We start from the raw sequence: 20,249 nt of genomic DNA, 5'->3' as shown, positions 1-20,249 counted from the left end.
AGGATGAGGGGATAGTCCGCGGGATGTCGCACGATGACAACCCATATTCCGGTTGTCTTCTGCTTGCCTAAAGCGCCGGTTTTGCGGCGTCGCCGAGATAGCCGTGCAGGGAGGCCACGACCTGCGCGCCTTCGCCAATGGCGCCGCCGACGCGCTTGACCGAGCCGGAGCGGACGTCGCCGACGGCATAGACGCCGGGCACGGAGGTCTCGAGCGGCGCCACCAGCCGGCCCTGGTTCTGCTCGGACTGCGCGCCGGTCACGATGAAGCCGCCGCGGTCGAGCGTGACGCCGCAGCCGTCGAGCCAATTGGTGGCGGGATCGGCGCCGACGAACAGAAAGAGATTGCGGATCTCGGCAGAATCCTCGTCATCGGAAAGCCGGCTCTTCCAGCGGATGCGGCGCAGCAGCGAGGCCTCGTCGCCTTCGAGCGCGGTGATCTCGGTGTTGAACATCAATTCGATGTTCGGCGTCGCTTCGATGCGTTCGATCAGATAGCGCGACATGCTCGCGCCCAGGCCACCGCCGCGGATGATCATCAAGACCTTCTTTGCATGACCCGACAGGAACACGGCGGCCTGGCCGGCCGAATTGCCGGCACCGACTAGCGCCACCTCCTCGCCGGCGCAGAGCCGCGCCTCGACAGGAGATGCCCAGTACCAGACGCCGCGCCCCTCGAACTTGTCGAGGTTCTCGATCTCGGGACGGCGATAACGCGCGCCGCTCGCGACCACCACCGCGCGTGAGCGCAACGTGTCGCCGCAATCCAGCGCCAGCGCGAACGTACCGGCGCTGCGCGAGCAGTCCAGCGACTTCACCGACATCGGGATCATGATCTCGGCGCCGAATTTCTGCGCCTGGGTGAAGGCGCGACCCGCAAGCGCCTGGCCCGAGATGCCGGTCGGAAAGCCCAGATAATTCTCGATGCGCGCGCTTGCGCCGGCCTGGCCGCCGAAGGCGCGGGTGTCGAGCACGGCGACGGACAGCCCTTCGGACGCCGCGTAGACCGCCGTCGCAAGGCCTGCCGGTCCACAGCCGACGATCGCGACGTCGTAGATGCGGTCATCCTTCGCCCCGCCGATCATGCCGATGGCGCGGCCGAGCGCGGTTTCGCTGGGGTTGCGCAGCACGGTGCCGTCGGCGGTGACGACGAGCGGCCAATCCTCCGGCTCGGGCGAATAGCGCGCGATGATCTCGGCGGCGTCATGCTCGCTATTGGGATCGAGCAGATGATGCGGTTGGCCGTTGCGGGTGAGAAAGCCTTGCAGGCGCACCACGCCGGCGGAGTTCGACGGACCGATCAACACGGGGCCGCCAATGCCGCCCTGGATCAGGCTGACCCGGCGCAGGATCAGCGCGCGCATGATGCGCTCGCCAAGCTCGGCTTCGGCCACCAGCAGCGCGCGCAGCCGGTCCGGGCGTACCAGCAGCACCTCGACATCGCCCTCGGCGCGTCCGTCGACCAGCGCCGGCCGTCCCGAGAGCTGGCCGAGCTCGGCTAGGAATTGCCCCGGCCCCTGATCGATCACGGGCGTGACGTGGCCGAGCCCGTCGCGCTGGGTGATGGCAACGTGGCCAGACAGCACGACGAACATGCCGGGCCCGGGCTTGCCGGTCTCGAACAGGAACTCGCCGTCGGCATAGCTGCGGACCTCGCCGAAATGCCTGATACGCGCGATCTCGGCTGATGTCAGCGTCGGAAAGGTCTGCTCGGGACGGGTGAACCGCGACATCAGCGCGTCGCGGTCGGTTCGTTGCTGTCCGTCCTGCCCCATTGCCACTTCCATGCACTCCAAAATGTTAGCCGTCGGCCTTCAACTGCCGGTCTTGCCGGCGGTCCCCTTACCCAGGGAATCATCGTCGTTCGGCGAGGGCTCGGTCCTTGCGGCGCGTTCGCGCGCCTGCACCTTCCGCCGCTTCAGGTTTTCGCGCAGCGCCGATTTCAGCCGGTCCTGCCGGGGATCAGCGGCCCGCGTCTTGTCAGTCTCGTCGCTCATCGTGGCCCATCACGTTGTCGGCGGCAGGATGCCACCGAATGACGACATCTCAAGAGGTACAAGAGGCCGGCGCAACGAAGCCAGCGAGATTTGGTCGAATTCGAGGGCGGGACCAACTGGCCAGATGGCTGGGGCTCGCCGGCAGAAAAATCACCCCAAAATCGGTCATTTCTGGGCAATAAGGCCGCCTCGGTCGGACAACCGCGCCGATTTTCTCGATTTGGCAGAGCCGGCAAGCTTGCACATGAGGGGCCCTTGTGGCATCCATCGCCCCGCTTGGCGGGCCCGGTGGCGGCCCGATTCTGTGCCAGCATCTGCTGCCGTAGCTCAGTGGTAGAGCACTCCCTTGGTAAGGGAGAGGTCGACAGTTCAATCCTGTCTGGCAGCACCATCCATCCTATTGGATGCATTGATTTTCTTGAAAATTCGGTCCTGAGTGCCACACAAGAGTGCCACACAGACCAATGGTTTCAATAAAGCGTCGCATGGACAAACGTGCCAACTCCAGCGTCCCGCAATTCCGCTGTCGGGTTCCAACAAAGCTCTTAGGTGAGTTACGCGGCAAGCGGATCTTGCTGCACTTATCGCGCCATACAGAGCCCGCGTGCATCAAGATCGTCACGATCGGCGCAGACGTCGCGTTCAGTCTGGAGACCACGGATGAAGCGATCGCTTCGGCGCGCCACGCCGATGCGCTTGAGCACCTGCAACGGCTATTCGATCTGACAGCCGCACCACCAACCACGATGTCGTATCGTGACATGGTCGCACTGTCTGGCGAGACCTATCGTCTCTATTGCGAAGTTCACGAAAACAATCCAGGCGACCCTGGCAAGTGGGCGTACCACAAGGCGATCAGCCGAGCCGTCCTGGAAGGTCGCATAAAGGATGCACCGCCAGCGACTCTCAAGGTGGACGACGCCACAGCAGCGACGGATTTATTCGGAGCCCAGGACCTTACTGCGGCAATCGACACTCTGCCTCCCGATCAGCACGACGGGCTGGAGAATCGGTTTGGTCTACTGGCGGACTGGGTTCTCATCCGACATCGAGTACGTCTTGCTCAATCCCACCGCCGAAGATTTCTTCAGCTGATCGGTACCGCTTCGCTTGATGCCGGTTGGCAGCTAAAGCGCAACGCAGCGGGCGACTACACTCCTGACCCGAAGGCGCAACGCTTCCCTCGTATCGACAGCATTGCAGCGATCAAGCCTAAGCAAACCATCACCGGCCTGCTTGAACTGTGGTGGAGAGAGGCCAAGGCGACCGGACGCAGCCAAAACACTTACGACGCCTACAAGGGTGCCATAGAGCGGCTCGTTAAGCACCTCGGTCACGACGATGCTGATCGCGTCACTGAGGAGGACATGCTGGCCTTTAAGGACGCTCGCCTGAAGGTCGTCTCCGCGAAGACCCTGAAGGATGGAGATCTGCCCGGGATCAAATCGGTGTTCGGCTGGGCCGTAGACAATCGAAAGCTGCCCCTGAATCCAGCTGATGTGGTCAAGGTAAAGGCCGAGAAGAAGATCCGGTCGAGATCCAAAGGCTTCACAGATCAGGAGGCAGGAGCGATCTTTGACGCGTGCATTGGGTATATCCAGAAGCCGAAGGAAGATCCGAGGACGGCGGCGGCCAAACGATGGGCACCGCTGATCGCTGCCTACACCGGCTGCCGGATCGCCGAAGCGCTTCAACTTCGGAAGGAGGACGTTCGTGAAGAAGCGGGGCATCACATTTTCGACCTGAATCCGCTCGCGGGCAGCATCAAGAGCGGAACCTACCGGCTAGTGCCTATCCACCCTCACCTTCTTGAGCTCGGCTTGCTGCGCTTCGTTGAGAGCTCCGAGGACGGTCCGTTGTTCGCGAAGGGAAGCTACAAGCGGGTCGTGGATTTTGTTCGAGCGGTAGTCACTGATAGCAGGGTTCAGCCGAACCACGCCTGGCGACATCGCCTGAAGTCCATCGGACGCAACCTCGGTTTAAACGAGCGCGTAGTGGACGCCATTCAAGGTCACGCACCTCGAACAGCAGGAGAAGATTATGGCGATGTTTCCGTCATTGCTATGGCTCGAGTGATCGCAGCGATCCCAAGACCACCCGGCAGAGCCACCTCAGTCAACCGGAACTGATGGTGGTTGCAATTCTTTCCAATCAGAGTGGAGTCTGCTTGTAGCTAGATGTTTGGCATCAAGTCGGTTTGTCACTTTTTGCCTTCGCTCTTTCGCGTCGGCTCTGCAGCCGCCTCGCCAATCTCGCTTGGCCAGACTCCTCGCCTGAGTACTCCACTCCTGGGGATGCGAATATTCGTCTCGCCCTTCGCGAACTTTCAGCTCCGGGCGCGTTGGCCTGAATGCGACACAGACGTCGCATATCCTCGATATCGGAGAGCGTCGTGTAGTGCTTTCCGGCGATCACCTCATAGGCGAGCCGCCCACGTGAAATCTCGCGGCGCAGCCCCGCCAAAGTCATGGAGCCGTCGGGGAAGGCAATTCTCGCTGCGACCGCTAGCCTTAACGGCGTCGTCGGCGTCAAGGACTCCTGAGGTAATTCGGTCTTTCTGTTCGACTGGTCGGACATTTCTTGGCCTGTATTTCTTGATCGAACGAGAACTTACCATGCGACTCGGCGTTCAGGAATTTGCATTCATGCAAATCCGAAATATTTTGGACGGCGATTGTGCTCGCCGTCCACTTTTTCAGGTGTACTCCGATGTCGTGTCGTGCGTACGCCAGTTCATCGACTCGTCGATGCGGCGCTGCACCAGCGTGGCCAGCGCTTCTGGATCGTGGCTGGTGCCGTTGATGTTGATGCTCACCAAGCCGCCAGCACCACCGACTCCGCCGCGCGGTACGCCCAGGCTCGCGTCACCACGGATCGGCGATGGGACGTTCCGGATTGCATCTGCCGGCGCTGGCACATTCTTCCACGGCTGCATCCCGTTCCACTCGAAGTGCATCGGGTCGTTGTACTTCCGGGACCAATCACCACCCCATGACAGACCGTACTTGGCCGCCATGTCGCGAACGTTCGCCGGCATGTCCGTCCGTCCGGTGCCGTCCTGAGCGTTCTTGCCCGGGTTGATGTCGATCGCGTTTCCATAGGCATGCTGCGACCATCCACCGCCCTTGCGCTTGCCACGCATGGAGTAGCCGCCGATCGAGCTGATCTTATAGCCGGAGCCTTCCAGTTCATCGACGAAGCCCTTGAAGGACTCTGCCGCAGCCGCGTTCACCGTCAGTCTTTTGCCGGAGGCTAACGTGATGGTCGCCAGGTGCTGCCCCACGCCGCCATACTGTCCATGCATGAAGTTCGCTTTGCCACGCAGCCCCAGCCTGTCGGCCAATCCAGGCGTGACGCCGGACGCGATTGCCGCAGCAGAGTTGCTGGCCATTTGCGATCCGGCGCTCATCTCACCCATGAACCTCTGGACACCGGGGAGCCAGGAGCCGTTCAATCCCCTCGGGTCGTTCTTCGCACCGAGCGGAGCGTAAGAGTCGCGTATCTTGGCGAGGTCACCCCCGGCCGCATTGTAGTTCTTCGCGACCGCGAGCGCCGTCCTGTCGATGCCGGAGTCGAGATCGCCGAACTGCATCAGGCCGCCCCTACCCATGAGGCCACCGGGATTGTTGCCCCTCATGTGCTGTCCGCGACCTGTCTCCTGCGCCATGACTGACGCAAGCAGTGTGGGGTTGACTCCTGCTCTTCGAGCTGCTGCCACGACCGCGTCATACTTGCCTGCGAGCGGCGTCCCGGTAAAAGTGCTCTCGAACGCGCTCCTGTTGAGCGAGCTGGGAATACCACCCGGACCGACTCCGCCGAACGACGGGATTTTGTCACGTCGGATGATGCTTCCGAGGTTGGCGTCGGGCGAGAAGAACGACCCAGGCTGGCTCCTCAGCATGTCCGGGACGTTTCCAGTCAGGCCTGAGCCGAGCCCGCCGCCGCTGCGTCCGAGACCCCTGCCGGACCCACCCATAGCCGCATACTGCAACCCACCACCGAGACTGCTGTTGATGAACGCGGCGCGCTCGACCTTGCCAGTGAACTTGTTCAGCTCGCCTGACAGATCGCTGGTGCGACGACGACCAGAGAAGTCGGTCGGACCCTCATAGCTGGACTTTTTGTATAGCTCTTTTCTGTGTTCGCGCTGGCGGGCACGCCAATCGCTGGTAGATTCGCCGGGGTGCTTGATGTTGGCCTCGGGCACACCGTAATTCTGGTAACGAGTCGCGAACATGCTCAGCAATGCGACCGCGGCCGGCATCCCGGCGATGAACGCGAGCGCGTTTCCAAGTCCCGTTAGTCCGAGAGTGACCGCAGCCAGAACCGAGATGAGTGGCGACAACGCCGCCAAGGCGACGGTCAATCCGGTCAGCTGCGCGACGAGGTTGCCCATCTCCCTGGCATCAGACGGGTTCTTACCAGCGAGGAATCCCAGCGCTGAGAAGGCCGTCTTGAGACCGTTGGCAAATTCGCGAAGGCCCTCCGCGAAGCCCTTGCCGAACTCCCGCCACTTCGCGACGGTCCCGGCATCAAAGTTGTCGGCCATGGATTTGACGACTTCGCCCCAGTCATTCAGCCCGAAGCCCTCGCGGGCACCATCAACCAGGGCTGCAAAATGTTCGCGGACCGATTCGAAGTTGAAGCTGTCCGCTAGGTTGATGACGGTGCCCGAGATTTGGTTAAACCAGGTCTCAAGACCAGCGCCAACCTTCTCCCAGACGAGACCGAGCGCCGCGCTGATGGACGCCCACCGACCCTGCATCGATTGAATTTTCTGCAACGCGGTCTTGTCGAGGAAGCCAGGCTTCCTCTCGATATCCCGTACAACATCCCTCAGCTTGTCGCGACCAAGGACGAGAGTCAGAAGTTCGTCCATCCACTCGCGGCCACCGATCTGCTTTGCGATCTTCGTCCGCAGCCGCTCCGGCATCTTCGCGAGACCGTCGAGGATCTGTGTGATCGCCTCCATGGGCCGTTCGCGCATGGTCTTAGCCATACCGCTGCGGCCACCGAAACCGAGGGCGTTCGCGGCAGAGTTCAAGTCGGAGGCCTGTTGGCCCCTGGCAGAATCCGCGCCAGCGATCTGCGAGGTGAGGAAGCTAGTGAACGTGCCCATCTTGTGCGGCTGCACGCCAAGCGAGATGCCGGTGGCATCGATCGCGGCCAACTGCTCTGGGGTCATCCTCGTCGCGGCGAGCGCGGACAAGCTCCGGCGCATGGCCTCGATGATCTCATTTCCATCGGCGGCGGTGGCATTGTTCGCGACCGCGACTGCGTTGAGGATGCTGCCGAAGCGGCCGGTGTTCCATGGCATCTGAGTCGCGAGGCGACCGAGCAGCTTTCCGACTGCTTCGGGGTTGACGTCGAGACCTGCCTGAGCCTTAAAAGCCAGGTCGGCGAACTCACCCGCGAACTGCTTTGCAACACCAGCCTTGAGTCCTTCCACCGCCGTGTCGATGACTTTGCTGCTTCCGATGCCGTACTTGATGCCGGCGCGATCGGCAAAGCCCTGGCGCAGGTCCGCGACTTCTTTGGACGTGAGATCGCCGAACATCTGGGCGCGGACTTCGGCCGCCTGGACCTCCATGCGCTTACGGAGGGCAGATGCGACACCAGCCCCAGTGATGGCCGCACCGGCTGCAATGGTGCGGATGTTCGGTGCCGGCAGGCGGGCGACTCCACCGCCGTAGGACCGGCCGGAGCTTGTCCGACGCTCCAGGGCAGCACGGCGCGCAAGCTCACGCTGATAACCGACCTCGAGTCGTTCAAGAGCAGCATACGTCCGCCGCGCGTCGCTCAATCGCTGGGCGTTCGCTCGATTCCAATCAGCAGCGTATTCGCGTGCGGCAGACCGGCCTATGTTGGACAGGCCCCGCATCTGATCTGAGACTGCCTTCGCAGAGCGATTGAACCCGTCCAGCGCCGACATGCCGGCGCGTCCCATTCCGTTCAGTTGAACGTTGACCCGTTTCGCGACGCCTTCGAACTTCTGGATGTCGCTGAGGACGCGCTGGAGCACGGGGCTCAGTTCGTTGACGGCCGTAAGGCGCGCCCTGATGTCGAGGTTGTTGTCGGACATTTTTCTTTCTTGATGTGTTGGCGGCCAGGCTGGACGCTAGGTGTGTAAAGCCCCTTTTTGGGGTGCGGCACGGTGGCCAGATGGAAAGGGTGACGCCCGATTCAGAGGGCATGCCCACTCTGGGCAAAATGGCCTTTTGGGCTTGATTTCGGAGAATCTGACAGACGATGGCGGCGGTAGTGCTCAATAAAAAAATCTTGCCTTCACCTATCCAGTGCTTTCGCTTGCTGGGAAACCTCTACGGGTTCGGTGCAGCGGCGAGCATGACGATGATGGCCATGGTGCTCTGACCTGACGACAATTTGACCTACCGCGGTCAGGTCGAGTACAGGGTGACAACCAAGTCGAGCTATCGACCTGTGCGCCCTGCATTTCTTGCGGGGTGCGTGCTCATCGCAACGATCTTCAACGCATCAGATGCACAACGCCATGGCCGTCACCGGCCTGGTGAATGAAGGATCATTGTCATGAGCAATACAGTCACGTTCACCGCGGCCCGCCGTCGTTTCGAGCGCGCCCACCACAACCACCGCACGATCAGCAAGCTGAGCCGGGCCGAGATGCAAGGCTTGGGTGGCTCACCCTTCGCTGTGCTGGAGGGCAACCACGTCGTGGACCATGGGACACGGCTGCGGTCGAACGTTGGTGCCGAGACGCAGTCGTGCTCAGTCCGGGCGAGGCTATCACCACCTAAGTATCGATCGGTGGAGCGCGGGGACTGGTTTACTAGAACCAGCCCCGCCGCCTTGCGCCTTGCTTCTGGGTGTATTACAAACTAGTCAACGAACGTCGGCTAGAACGTAAAGTGAGGCTGAGGATGGCTGCAACGGGCAAATGGGTCGCTTATTACCGGGTCTCGACGGATAAGCAGGGCCGCAGCGGACTAGGTCTTGAGGCACAGAAGGCAGCGGTCATGACCCACCTCAACGGTGGTGACTGGAAGCTGGTCAAAGAGTTCACCGAGATCGAAAGCGCCAAGCGGACCGACAATCGCGCCCAACTCCAAGCGGCCTTCGATGCCTGTCACCTCTACGGTGCGAAGCTGATAATCGCAAAGCTCGACCGACTGTCCCGTGATGCACACTTCCTGTTGGGATTGGAAAAGGCTGGCGTCGAGTTCGTATGCGTTGACGATCCGCACATGACTCCCCTGACACTCGGCATTCGTGCGGTCGTAGCCCAACATGAACGCGAGCTGATCTCCTCCCGCACCAAGGCCGCTCTACAGGCGGCGAAGGCCCGTAATGTGAAGCTTGGTGGTCGTCGTACCTATGCAGACGGCAGTCCGGTCACTCTGAGCCTGGATGCCATTGCAAAGGGCAGAGAGACGGTTGCGAAGCGTGCTGATGACAAGGCCGCACGGATCATGCCGGCCATTCGCGAGCTACAGGCGGAAGGCGTAACGTCTCTGACCGCCATCGCGGCCCGCCTGAACGAACAGGGCATCCCAACGCCACGCGGCGGCCGATGGCAGGCGGTCCAGGTCTCGCGGGTCTTAGAACGACTCGCATGAGTCGCTCGCGGGCGCCTCACCGGAACGCCTTGCACGCATCCCCGCTGCGGAAGGTACCCGTTGGGCAACTCTTGCCAGGGATCACCGGGAAGGCGTGCGGCGTGTCCTGGTGCAGTGCCTCACAGAAGGCGCCCTTGCCGACGAATCCGGTCGGGCAGGTCCCGGCGCGTTGAATGCGCTCCCGGCCATCCCGCGTCGGTGCTGGATAGGCCGACTCGGCGAGGGCAGGGAGCGCGCCAGCGAAGGTCAACGCGAACGCCAGTCCTGCGATTCGTCTCATCCTGTCGCGCTCCCCTGTGAACGGCTGGCTAGCGTATCCTTCCGCCGGCCCGATCCGTCAACCTGCCATCAAGATATTGGTTGCGTTGCCCTCCGCCTCGATGGCGGCAATCCTGGTCTTGGTCGCCCCGATGGCAGCCTCTGATTCAGCCACAAGCGCAATCGCATCTTGATGTGCCTGTGTGACGACAGCTAGTTCATGTTGGGCATCAGCAAGCCTCTGTAGCCGGTCACGGGCGATCAGATGGGCAGCACGGTTCTGCCGCACCAGCGGTGACAGGTGTTCGATATCCTGCCGGGTGGCAACTGCGCTGCGTAGTCTGCGAGACATGATGATGGCTCCTATCGGTTGGTGCTGCGAGATGCAGCAAGCTCTGTCATGTGGGTCCGGGTGAGCCCTGTGTATTTGGCGATTTCATCAGCGGTGATGGTGGGGCGTCGCCTGCGCATCTGGCTGACGGTCCGTTCATCTTCCGGCTTGGCGGGCTGCTGCAGCCGGCTGAAGCCGCTCGGCGCCCTGGCGTGCAGGTCTGCCAAGTAGTCCTTGATGGATAACGTCCCCTTGTTTGGGATCGTGATCATGGCGCCGTCCAGCGACGATCCGGCCAAGTCGATTGCGACCGTCTGCATGACCGCGCTGTTGATCTGGAAGCCCCTGGCGCGTGCGGCAGAGATGACCGCGTCCTCAATTTTTTCGGTGCTCATTAGGCGGCATCCTTGGACGGGGTGGCCGCCTTGGTCAGTTCGTTCAGAATGAGGCGGCGCACCCATCCAGATTTTGACGCCAGTTCCAGCTTTGCGCGCTGCTCGATTTCGTCAAACAGCGAGGTCGGAATGGCAACGCCAATAGTTCGGTTGGGCTCGAAGCGAGCCCGATCAAGATCGATCAAGTGAAACTCCATAGACAGATCGCCGGCACCGCGAAAGGCGCGGTCCGGTGGATGCAGGATTGAGAAGGGGAGGCAGGAATCAAAAACTCCGCCAGCGATTAAGCTTGACGGAGTTCGACACTTACCCAAACACAGTACAGGGTCCCCCGAAAAAAGTCAAGGGAGCCCTCGTGGCCTGCTGCAAAGACACGACGTCGAAATTTTTAACAACTGAATTTCGGCGGTGTTGAAAACCCCTATACTTGTAGGGGTTTTGAGCACTTTGGCGCCATGGTCTCGTAATTCTCGCGCTTTTATAGCTGCGCGGGTTCTCGGTCGGCGAGAATGACCCGCCGTATCGCCGGGTGAATGCCATCAAGATCGTGGTGGAAGACGTGCACTGGTCGCGGGCTTCGGGGCTCGATGTCCGCATCGTGATCTTCAGAAGCGTAGTTGTAGCGAGTGCTCCGCGCTGATATTGCAGATCCCGATCGCTCGGTCGGCGATGGGGGTGACGGTGAGACTGCTGACGTTGATCTCGATGGCTTTTCTCCTGACCGCGTGCGGAGGAGGGCATGGCCGCTACGAGCCGCCGGCCGTCGATAGCTACGGCAAGTCCCCCGAGCAGCTCGCCAAGGACCAGCACGAGTGCATCGAGGCGAAGCGCGCCCATGGATGGGTGGGCGACGCCGGCATGATCACCAGCTGCATGGAGCAGCGTGGCTACACCATCCTGACCCCGAAGGGTTGACGTAGATAGGACTCCCATGCGCCAGATCGCGCCGCTCGTGGCGACCCTGCTCCTGGCCGGCTGCGGCTCCGGCGACTTCACCTGCTCCTCGGCTCCTGTCGTCGAGCAGCTCACCGCTTACTTCAAGAACGCCACCGCGTCGGTCGGCGTGCCGCTCGATTTCGACGCCTCGAAGACCGTCTATCGCTTCGAGAACGCCCGTCAGATCGGCGGCAACGACCATCAGCGGGCCTGTGCTGCGACCTTCTACACCACGATGGTGCCGAAGCCTGGCGCCACCTACGACAAGGCCGCTCTGGAGTGGGCGAACAACCTGGCGCAGCCGATCAACTACACCGTCGAGAAGCTCGACAAGGGCGGCGTCTACGTCACCGTCCGCTGATGAGGGCTGGGCTGCCGTCAAAAGGGCGGGTCTTCCTCGAAGTCGATGTTTTCGCCGTTGTCCTCCGGGTCATCTTGTCCCGGCGTCCATACCTTTCCACGGACGCAGTCGACGAACGAGTGATCGGGACCGGCTTGCTCGATGTTCATCACAGCCAGTTCGAAGTAGACCCGGCCTGATGCCTCTTGGAAAGCCTTCCAATTGCCGTCCACCAGGACGACCTGGCCATCTTCTTCATCTCCATCAGCGACGGGGGTGTCAGCGACTGGCCGACCGAACTTGCGCTCGTAGAGACTCTTCAGGACATGAAACTGCTGCCGTGCTGACATACAGTCGGACGTTCTTATGGAGTGCCCATCAGCCTCATCAACGAACGAGCCGGCGCCAATGAGCGATGCGAATTGCACATGCGTGTTCTTGAGGTGGGTTGATGAGGTGAGTGAATAAGGTGAGTCGGGTCCACGCCGTGGACCGTTTCCATGTGCGCCGTGGACGGTTTCCGCATCGTCGCGGACCGTTTTCGAATCTTCGTGGACCGTTTCAGAACGGTCTTCCCCGTGGACCGTTTCTCGCAGACCGTTTTGGTCGCTATCGACAGCGCCGAACACATTCCACAGCGGCAACCAGTACATGTTGAACCGGCCAGCGCCGCCTTTGCCCCGCTCCCCCAGGCGCTTTACCTTGATCCGCCAGCGTTCCGGGATGATCTTGTCCGCCTCCCTGGTCCCGTCGGCGCGCTTGCGTCCCTTCATCACCCCTGTCTCCAGGGCCGCGATGTTGTTTTTTGCTGCGCTTACCGTGCAACCGCATTCCCTCGCCAGGGTCAGGAAGTTGGGATAGGCGTGCCCATATCTTTCCGGATCGTCACCACGACCTTCATTGATCTTGTCGATCATCCGAATGTAGAGGCGCTTCTGAAGGTCGCTCAGTTCCCTTTTCGGAGCGCTCTGCACGGCGGTGATGAACTTCAACTTATTGCCAGCCGTTATCTGAAGTTCGACTCCATAGGGTTTGATGATGGGGGTCGGCTTAAGGTTGCTTTTCTTTTCGTCGTATGACACTACTTGGTTCTCATTCTTATTCGGTTACGGACTTCCAAGCCCCGGCGCGCCAACGCTGGGGCTTTCGCTTAGTGGTCACTTCGCCGCGGCCTGAAGCCGCTGCAGACGCTCCTCGATGGCCTGCCTAACGAACTCCGACCTGCCCTGACGTAGGTTCAGGCGCGCTTCATCCAGCGCAGCCAGTTGGTGCGCTGAGAGCCGGAGCCCGATGTAGGGCCGGGCCGTATCGGGATCGTAGAAAAGGCGGTTAGTCATAGTTCCTCCAAAACAAAAACGCCCCGGCGATTGCCGAGGCGCGGACGTGTGACGCAAAAAGCCCCACTTGGAGCGAAGCTTTTCTCTGCGAAATGATCGACGATGTAGCTGCTGATTAGCACAAAACAAGAACGCCGTCAAATATTTGGTCCTTTATGCCTGTGAGGAGGCACTGGAATCATGAGCATCATCCTCCCCGCTGCCTCCTACGGCTCGCGCGACGGAAGGGTGCGAAGGACTCAACTAAGGTAGGCAGGATTTACTAGGTGATAGGGGTACTGCAGGTTTGTCCGTTACCAAGCTGCGCGCTAAGACTGTCTTGACAGCGGGAGTCGTGTAGTTCGGCTCGACTTGCACGCGGGCTTAGGGAAATAAGGGGCGGGCCGGGGAAAATGCTTCAGACAGTGAAAGACGCGTGCAAGTTCGATCCTAAGGCGATCGACTACGCGCTCAGCGACCAGATCGAGAATCTCGAGGACCTGATCGGCCACGACGCCAAGGCCGCGAAGGGGTTCTTCGACAAGACCTACGTCACGGGCGGCATGAAGACCCTGCTCCGGCAAGGCCTGCAGCGGCTGGCCGGCACGTCGGGCCAGGCGGTGTTCGAGCTCAAGCAGGCGATGGGCGGCGGCAAGACGCACTCCATGCTCGCCCTCGGCTATCTCGCCGCGAATCCTTCGCTGTTTCCGCTGGTCGACGGCGAGATCACGAAGGGCGTCAAGTTGCCGTCGGCGACGAAGGTGGTCGCGATCTCCGGCCGGTCGATCTCGCGCGAGAGACACCTGTGGGGCGACATCGCCGACCAGATCGGCAAGGCGGAGCAGTTCCTGCCGTTCTACAAGGGCGCGCCATCGGCGCCGAACGAGAAGGACTGGATCGCGCTGATCGGCGACGAGCCGACCCTGATCCTGCTCGACGAGCTTCCGCCTTACTTTAAAAACGCCATCACCCAGCCGGTCGGCGGCGGTACGCTCGCCGACGTCACCACCTACGCGGTCTCGAACCTGCTGTCGGCCGCGCTGAAGCTGCCGCGCCTGTGCATCGTGATCTCGAACCTTTCAGGCGCCTACGAAGGCGCGACGAAGGAGATCACCGCGATGGTCGCCAAGGCGACCCGCGACCTCCAGAACGAGACCGGGCGTCAGGCCAAGGGCATCACGCCCGTCGAACTAGGGTCGGACGAAATCTATAGCATTCTCCGGACCCGCCTGCTGAACGAGCAGCCAAACTCCAAGGTCGTCGGTGCCGTCGCGACCGCGTTCTCGGACGCGATCTCCGACGCCGTGAAGTCGAAGGCCGTCGCCAAGTCCGCGACCCAGATCGCCGACGAGATCGCCGCCAGCTATCCCTTCCATCCGTCGTTCAAGCACATCCTCGCCCTGTTCAAGGAAAACGAGCGCTTCCGTCAGACCCGCGGCCTGATGACGATGGCCGCGCTCATGGTGAAGTCGGTGCTCGCAAGACCCATGAACGACGTGTTCCTGGTCGGCTGCCAGCACATTGACCTGTCCAACCCGGACGTGCGCGACGCCATCACCAATGTGTACGACTTGTCCGGCGCTATCGCGCACGACATCGCCGGCACCGGTGCCGAAAAGGCGCATGCCCAGACAATCGACGAGCAGATGGACAACGACTCGGCGAGCCAGGTCGCCCGCCTCGTCCTGATGGCCTCGCTCTCCGAGGCGAACGACGCGGTCAAGGGTCTGGCCAAGGCCGAAGTCGTCCAGAATCTCGTCGCGCCGCACCGCTCGCCGATCGAGTTCGACGAGGCATTCGAGAAGCTGCGCATCGAGTGCTGGTACCTGCACCGCAAGGAAAACGATGCCTGGTACTTCTCGAAGAACGAGAACCTGAAGAAGAAAATCGAGAAGTACGCCGTCACAGCTCCGCAGCCGAAGATCGACGCCGAGATGGAGCGCCGTCTCACTCTGGTGTTCGAGCCCAAGCGTAGGAGCGCCTATTCGACCGTTCTGCCGCTTCCGAAGGTGGAGGACATCAAAACCAGCGGCGAGCGGATATTGCTCGTCCTCAGTCCGGACAAGCGGGTACCGCCGGAAGAGGCGGAGCGTCTGTTCAACGCCGTGGCCGAGAAGAACAATTTTTGCGTCGTCACAGGTGACGGCACCGACCTCGCGAAACTCGAGGACAAGGTACGCCGCATCTGGGCGACCGCGAAGGTCATGCAGGAGGACGGCGGCGAACGCTCGCCGAACCTCGCCGAGCTCGAGGAGGAGGCCGAGACCGCCGAGTTCGAGTTCAATTCCGCGCTGATCAACCTGTTCAACCGCGTCTACTATCCGGCCAGGCTGCCGAAGGGCGGCGTAGACGGATTGGCGTACGCCGCGCTCAAGCTGGTCGAGCGCCGCAGTCAAGGTGGAGGTCCCGCCACGATCGACGGCGAAGCTGCCGTCGAGGAGGCATTGAGCGCCACCGGCGCGTCCAAGCTCATCCTGGATCTCACCACCGAGCAGACCCTTTCCGGGCTGCGCTCCCGGGCGGAGGACCAGCTGTGGGGCACGACAGAGCGCAAGACGCGCTGGAAGGACGTCGAGGAGCGCGCGATTTGCAACGTACGTTGGCCGTGGCTGCCGCTACGCGGTCTCGACGAGATCAAGCGCGCTGCGCTGGCGAACGGGCAATGGCGCGACAACGGCGACGGCTACGTCGAGAAAGGTCCCTTCCCCGCCGCCAAGACCTCGGTGAAGGTGCTCACGCGAAATTACGACGATCAGACCGGCATGGCGACGATCGAGTTGACCGCGACCGACGCCGGCGCCAACGGTAAGATCCATTTCGCGCCGGCGTCCGACGTCTCCGCGACCTCGCCCATCGTGCCCGATCTGATCATGGAGCGGGACGAGACTGTGCTATGGTTCGTCGCCGTGGATCCGGACGGCAAGCACGAAACCGGCGAGCCGGTGAAGTGGACCAATACGCTCACCCTGACCTATGAGCCGAAAGAGGTGATGGGCAAGCGCAGCGTGGCGTTGACGGTGAAACCGCGGGGCAAGATACGCTGGAACACCGACGGTACAAATCCGCGCGAAGGTAAGCCGTACACAGGCCCGGTCCCGATCGACGGCAACGAGGAAGTGAAGATCTACGCGTACGCGGAAGACGCGGGCGTGGAGACCACGAAGACCTTTGTCATCCGCCCAGTGAAGGGCGGCGAAGTCCAGATCGATCCGGACAGGCCGGTGCTGCTCAGGAAGCGGCAGAAGATCGCCTCGACCAAGGACGTCTTCGTCCTGATCAAGGCGCTCAAGGCCGCGCGCGGAAGGGTCCGCGGCAGCCTGTCGGCGACCGTCGGTCAGGGCGACGTCAACGCGACGACACGTTTCGGGCCCAAGACGGAGCTCACGGCGGACATACTGGAGAGCTTCCTCAGCGCCGGCCGCGCCGCGCTCGCCAACGAGTTGGCGGAGGTGGAAGTCGGTTTCTCGGAAGTCGAGTTCTCGACCGGCCGCGAGATGGAGGAGTTCATCGCCGCGGTCGGCTGGGACGTGCAGCCCAACGAGGTCGAACAGCAGTGAGCGATCGCAAGACCACCGGCTTCGGCGTGCCGAACGACATCGATCCCCACCACTTCGTGGTGGAGATCCCGGCCGTGCGCGAGAATCCCGTGGTCGTCACCGAGCACTTCGGGCTCACCGGCGGCACCAACGGGCTGCCGGACGCCGTGATCCGCTGTAAGCTTCCGCAGGATCATTGGAATGCGGTCCGCAAGGACCTCGAACGCGTGCTCAACGAGCGCCTTAAGGAGAAGAAGCTCGGCACCGCCCGATGGAAGAGCGGCAAGAATCAGGTCGAACGCCTGCTCGGCCGGGAATTGTGCGTCCTGCTCTGGGCGATCGAAGCTGCGCCGAAGGATTTGATCCCGAGCGCAATCCGCAACTGGACCGGCCTCAAGCCCGAAGAGCGCTGGTGGTTGTACGCGATGGCTTCCTCCGTCACCGGGACCTCCGACGACGTCGATGTCGGCTGGCGAAAGGCGCTCCGCGTCGCGATGACGGAAAATCCCACCGGTGAGGAGGTCGGGGCCATCCGCGCCAAGAATCCCCGTCGCCTCGAGGAGCGTCCGACGCTTCCTCTGTTCGAGCGCATCAAGTGAAGAGTGTCGCCATGGATGCTGTGACCCCGACGTCGGCCGTCGTACCGTTCTCGCTCAAAGACGCACCATCGCTGATCGAGCGCGTCTGGCCCGCGCAGAAGATCTCGATCGAGGCGCAACGCGAGCGCAAAGCCGTTCATGGCCAGACCCTGACGGGATTGGGGTCGTATTGGAAAGGACGGAAGCCGCTAGTGCTGGTGCGGGCCTGCGTCTTAGGTGCGCTGCTTCCGTCCACCGGCGACGACGAGAAGGACCTAGAAATCTTCGAAATCCTCATGGGGATGAGCGACCAGCAACTGCCGGTCCGGTTCAAAGAAAAGCTCTCAATCGACGAGATCCGTTGCTTCGGGACCCCTGCCCAACAAGCGCGATTGATGGAAGGGGAAGCCCTGAGAAAGCTTCCCAAGGTCGAGCGGGAAGCTCTCATGACCGATATCATTCGGAATATGCCGTACGACCTGCGTGCCCAGAAACTGCTGCGCCCGGAAGAAATCGAAGAAGTCGACCTGACCGGTCCTCATATCGGTCTCGCTAACGCGCATTTGGGAACGAGCGCTCAGAGCCTACCGGATCTAATCGAGCAGCTTGGCGTCATGCGCTTCGGTCGGCGTCCGATCGTCGTGGACACGTTCTCGGGGAGCGGATCGATTCCATTCGAGGCAGCCCGTCTCGGTTGCGAAGCGTGGGCTTCCGATCTCAATCCCGTGGCATGTATGCTGACTTGGGCTGCGTTGAACCTCGTCGGTGGATCGGATGAGGTTCGAAAGGATGTCGAGAAGGCTCAACGCGAACTGGCCAAGTCTGTCGATGAGGAGATTACGCGCCTAAAGATTGAGCACGACGAGAGCGGAAACCGCGCCAAGGTGTACCTCTATTGCCTCGAAGCACGCTGTCCTCAGACCGGATGGCTCGTTCCGCTGGCTCCGACATGGGTCATTTCCGAAGCCCGCAACGTCGTCGCCCGCCTCGTCCCCAACAAGCGCGAGAAGCGCTTCGACATAGAGATCGTGGCCGACGTCAGCCGCGCGGAGTTGAAGAGCGCCGCAGCCGGAACTATCCGCGACGGCAAGATGGTCTACACCCTCAACGGCGAAACCTATTCGACGCCGGTGAAGACAATCCGCGGCGACCGTCGCGGTCCGAACGGCCAGACCGTGAACGACCTGCGTCTATGGGACAAGTCGGATGTCTCGCCGCATGACGACGACATCCTCGGTGAACGTCTCTACTGCATTCAGTGGATCGAAGCGGACACGATCGGGAAGAGCCGCCAGGCGACCTTCTTCGCTGCGCCGACGACCGCCGACCTTGACAGAGAGAAGCGTGTACGCCGGCTCGTCGAGCGCAAGTTGGCCGATTGGCAAAGCCGCGGCTGGGTTTCCGACATGGAGATTCAGACCGGAAAGGAGAACGAGGGTCCGATACGTACTAACGGCTGGAAATACTGGCACCAGATGTTCATGCCAAGGGCGATCCTCACCGCTGCGCTGATCGCGGAGCATGGCGACCGCTCGCCTGATTCCGCGCTCGCGCTCTGCAAGTACCTCGACAACAACTCCAAATCTTGCCGATGGGCGGTCGCTCAGTCCGGCGGAGACGGCGGAGCGAAATCGACATTCGACAATCAAGCGCTCAAGACCATCTTCAACTGGGCATTCCGCACGGTCACCGTGGCGCCCTGGGAGCTGGAGCGCATCCCGGCCTATCCGATAACGACACGCAATTCGGTCGTCTGCGCCGACGCGCGGCACGTCGATGCGGGAGGCGACATCTCGATCACGGATCCGCCGTACGCCGACGCCGTGAACTACCATGAGATCACCGAATTCTTCATCGCGTGGATACGCAAGAACAGACCCGACGAGTTCGCGAAGTGGACGTGGGACTCGCGGCGCCCGCTCGCGATCAAAGGAGACGGGCAAGATTTTCGCGAAGGGATGATCGAGTCCTACAGGACGCTCGCCGGAGGCAGCGCGGCGAACGGGATCCACATTGTGATGTTTACGCATCAGTCGGCCTCGGTGTGGGCAGACATGGCCGAAATATTTTGGGCCGCCGGACTGCAGGTCATCGCCGCGTGGTACATCGCGACCGAGACGACGTCGGAGCTTAAGAAGGGCGGGTACGTGCAAGGCACCGTCATCCTCGTCGCGCGCAAGCGTCAGAGCGGCGAGAGCGGTTACAAAGACGAGATCGTGCAGGAAGTGAAGGCCGAAGTCGCCGATCAGATCGATACGATGGCAGGCCTGAACCAAAACCTGAAAGGCCATGGCAGAGCCGAAAATCTCTTCGAAGACGCTGATCTGCAGATGGCCGGCTACGCGGCGGCACTGCGGGTACTCACCCGATACGAAAAGATCGATGGTGTGGACATGACCAAGGAGGCCTTGCGCGCCAGCCGCGCAGGCGAACGCGACTTGGTCGGGGAAATCATCGACTATGCGGTGCAGGTCGCGAACGAGCACATGGTGCCGGAAAATCTATCTCCGGAAATCTGGAGCGGACTGACCGGCCCCGAGCGTTTTTACTTCAAGATGATGGATATCGAGACCACAACGCTCCGCAAACTCGACAATTATCAGAATTTCGCGAAAGCCTTCAGAGTACCTGGCTATGCGGAACTCATGGGCAGCGTCGAGCCAAACAAGGCCCGGTTGAAGACGGCCAAGGAATTCAAGAAATCCGGCTTTGAGATCGCCGAATTCGGCCCGTCGGTGACGCGAGCCGTTCTCTACGCGATCTACGAACTTGAGGGCGAGGTGGAGGGAGACGAAGTCCTTTCGCATCTCCGGGATATTCTGCCGTCCTACCATTCGAAGCGGGACGACCTGGCCGCCGTCGCGGAATACATTGCTCGCAAGCGCGAGAAGGTGGACGAGACAGAATCGCGCGCAGCACGTATTCTTCACGGTCTGATCCGGAACGAACGCTTGGGGTAGCAGAAGAT

At 61.6% G+C, this 20,249-nt stretch carries 15 protein-coding genes and 1 tRNA gene; 8 read left to right on the top strand and 8 right to left on the bottom strand.

Annotated features, from left to right (window positions below; all coding sequences use genetic code 11):
- Positions 1-67: 67 nt before the first annotated feature.
- On the bottom strand, positions 68-1,774 hold the full coding sequence (locus tag IVA78_RS21480) for a cyclic nucleotide-binding domain-containing thioredoxin-disulfide reductase (RefSeq protein WP_247468063.1): 1,707 nt from the start codon (positions 1,772-1,774) through the stop codon (positions 68-70).
- Between the two features lie 39 nt (positions 1,775-1,813).
- A complete protein-coding gene (locus IVA78_RS21475) occupies positions 1,814-1,996 on the bottom strand; it encodes a hypothetical protein (RefSeq protein ID WP_247467621.1) in 183 nt (60 codons plus the stop codon).
- Between the two features lie 316 nt (positions 1,997-2,312).
- On the opposite strand from IVA78_RS21475, the gene IVA78_RS21470 reads away from it, so the two are divergent.
- Together IVA78_RS21470 and IVA78_RS21465 are read left to right on the top strand one after the other, a co-directional pair.
- Positions 2,313-2,387: transfer RNA gene (locus tag IVA78_RS21470), tRNA-Thr, on the top strand.
- Between the two features lie 94 nt (positions 2,388-2,481).
- On the top strand, positions 2,482-4,125 hold the full coding sequence (locus IVA78_RS21465; protein ID WP_247467619.1) for a hypothetical protein: 1,644 nt from the start codon (positions 2,482-2,484) through the stop codon (positions 4,123-4,125).
- A 566-nt stretch (positions 4,126-4,691) separates the two neighbouring features.
- Here IVA78_RS21465 and IVA78_RS21460 read toward each other — a convergent pair.
- Positions 4,692-8,078, bottom strand: coding sequence for a phage tail tape measure protein (locus IVA78_RS21460; RefSeq protein WP_247467617.1), 3,387 nt, complete (start codon positions 8,076-8,078; stop codon positions 4,692-4,694).
- 817 nt (positions 8,079-8,895) lie between these two features.
- On the opposite strand from IVA78_RS21460, the gene IVA78_RS21455 reads away from it, so the two are divergent.
- Positions 8,896-9,591, top strand: coding sequence for a recombinase family protein (locus IVA78_RS21455; protein WP_247467615.1), 696 nt, complete (start codon positions 8,896-8,898; stop codon positions 9,589-9,591).
- A gap of 337 nt (positions 9,592-9,928) precedes the next feature.
- On the opposite strand, the gene IVA78_RS21450 is transcribed toward IVA78_RS21455, so the two are convergent.
- From IVA78_RS21450 to IVA78_RS21440, 3 genes are read right to left on the bottom strand one after another with little or no spacing between them, the layout of a single operon-like run.
- On the bottom strand, positions 9,929-10,201 hold the full coding sequence (locus tag IVA78_RS21450; RefSeq protein ID WP_247467613.1) for a hypothetical protein: 273 nt from the start codon (positions 10,199-10,201) through the stop codon (positions 9,929-9,931).
- A gap of 11 nt (positions 10,202-10,212) precedes the next feature.
- Entirely contained in the window at positions 10,213-10,575 is a 363-nt protein-coding gene (locus IVA78_RS21445; RefSeq protein ID WP_247467611.1) for a hypothetical protein, read from the bottom strand.
- Positions 10,575-10,760, bottom strand: a complete 186-nt coding sequence (locus IVA78_RS21440; protein ID WP_247467608.1) for a hypothetical protein — start codon at positions 10,758-10,760, stop codon at positions 10,575-10,577. Before IVA78_RS21440 ends, IVA78_RS21445 begins: the two co-directional genes overlap by 1 nt.
- Before the next feature lie 490 nt (positions 10,761-11,250).
- On the opposite strand from IVA78_RS21440, the gene IVA78_RS21435 reads away from it, so the two are divergent.
- On the top strand, positions 11,251-11,490 hold the full coding sequence (locus IVA78_RS21435; RefSeq protein ID WP_247467606.1) for a hypothetical protein: 240 nt from the start codon (positions 11,251-11,253) through the stop codon (positions 11,488-11,490).
- Between the two features lie 16 nt (positions 11,491-11,506).
- Positions 11,507-11,872: a hypothetical protein gene (locus tag IVA78_RS21430; RefSeq protein WP_247467604.1), complete on the top strand. Its 366-nt coding sequence runs from the start codon at positions 11,507-11,509 to the stop codon at positions 11,870-11,872.
- Between the two features lie 17 nt (positions 11,873-11,889).
- On the opposite strand, the gene IVA78_RS21425 is transcribed toward IVA78_RS21430, so the two are convergent.
- Positions 11,890-12,933 (bottom strand): helix-turn-helix domain-containing protein, encoded by a 1,044-nt coding sequence (locus IVA78_RS21425; RefSeq protein ID WP_247467602.1) that lies wholly within the window; start codon positions 12,931-12,933, stop codon positions 11,890-11,892.
- Positions 12,934-13,008: 75 nt separating this feature from the next.
- Positions 13,009-13,188 carry a ribbon-helix-helix protein, CopG family gene (locus IVA78_RS21420; protein WP_247467600.1) on the bottom strand — a complete coding sequence of 60 codons (180 nt, stop codon included), beginning with the start codon at positions 13,186-13,188 and terminating at the stop codon, positions 13,009-13,011.
- 392 nt (positions 13,189-13,580) lie between these two features.
- Between IVA78_RS21420 and IVA78_RS21415 the strand changes: the two genes are divergently transcribed.
- From IVA78_RS21415 to IVA78_RS21405, 3 genes are read left to right on the top strand one after another with little or no spacing between them, the layout of a single operon-like run.
- Positions 13,581-16,724 carry an anti-phage-associated DUF499 domain-containing protein gene (locus IVA78_RS21415; protein WP_247467598.1) on the top strand — a complete coding sequence of 1,048 codons (3,144 nt, stop codon included), beginning with the start codon at positions 13,581-13,583 and terminating at the stop codon, positions 16,722-16,724.
- Positions 16,721-17,302: an anti-phage-associated DUF3780 domain-containing protein gene (locus IVA78_RS21410; protein WP_247467596.1), complete on the top strand. Its 582-nt coding sequence runs from the start codon at positions 16,721-16,723 to the stop codon at positions 17,300-17,302. The genes IVA78_RS21415 and IVA78_RS21410 overlap by 4 nt, the downstream gene beginning before the upstream one ends.
- An 11-nt stretch (positions 17,303-17,313) precedes the next feature.
- Entirely contained in the window at positions 17,314-20,241 is a 2,928-nt protein-coding gene (locus IVA78_RS21405; protein ID WP_247467594.1) for an anti-phage-associated DUF1156 domain-containing protein, read from the top strand.
- Positions 20,242-20,249: the final 8 nt, after the last annotated feature.

Origin of the sequence: Bradyrhizobium sp. 137 (assembly GCF_023074095.1) — a bacterium.
Classification (GTDB): domain Bacteria; phylum Pseudomonadota; class Alphaproteobacteria; order Rhizobiales; family Xanthobacteraceae; genus Bradyrhizobium.
This window is presented reverse-complemented; position numbering and strand designations above follow the sequence as displayed.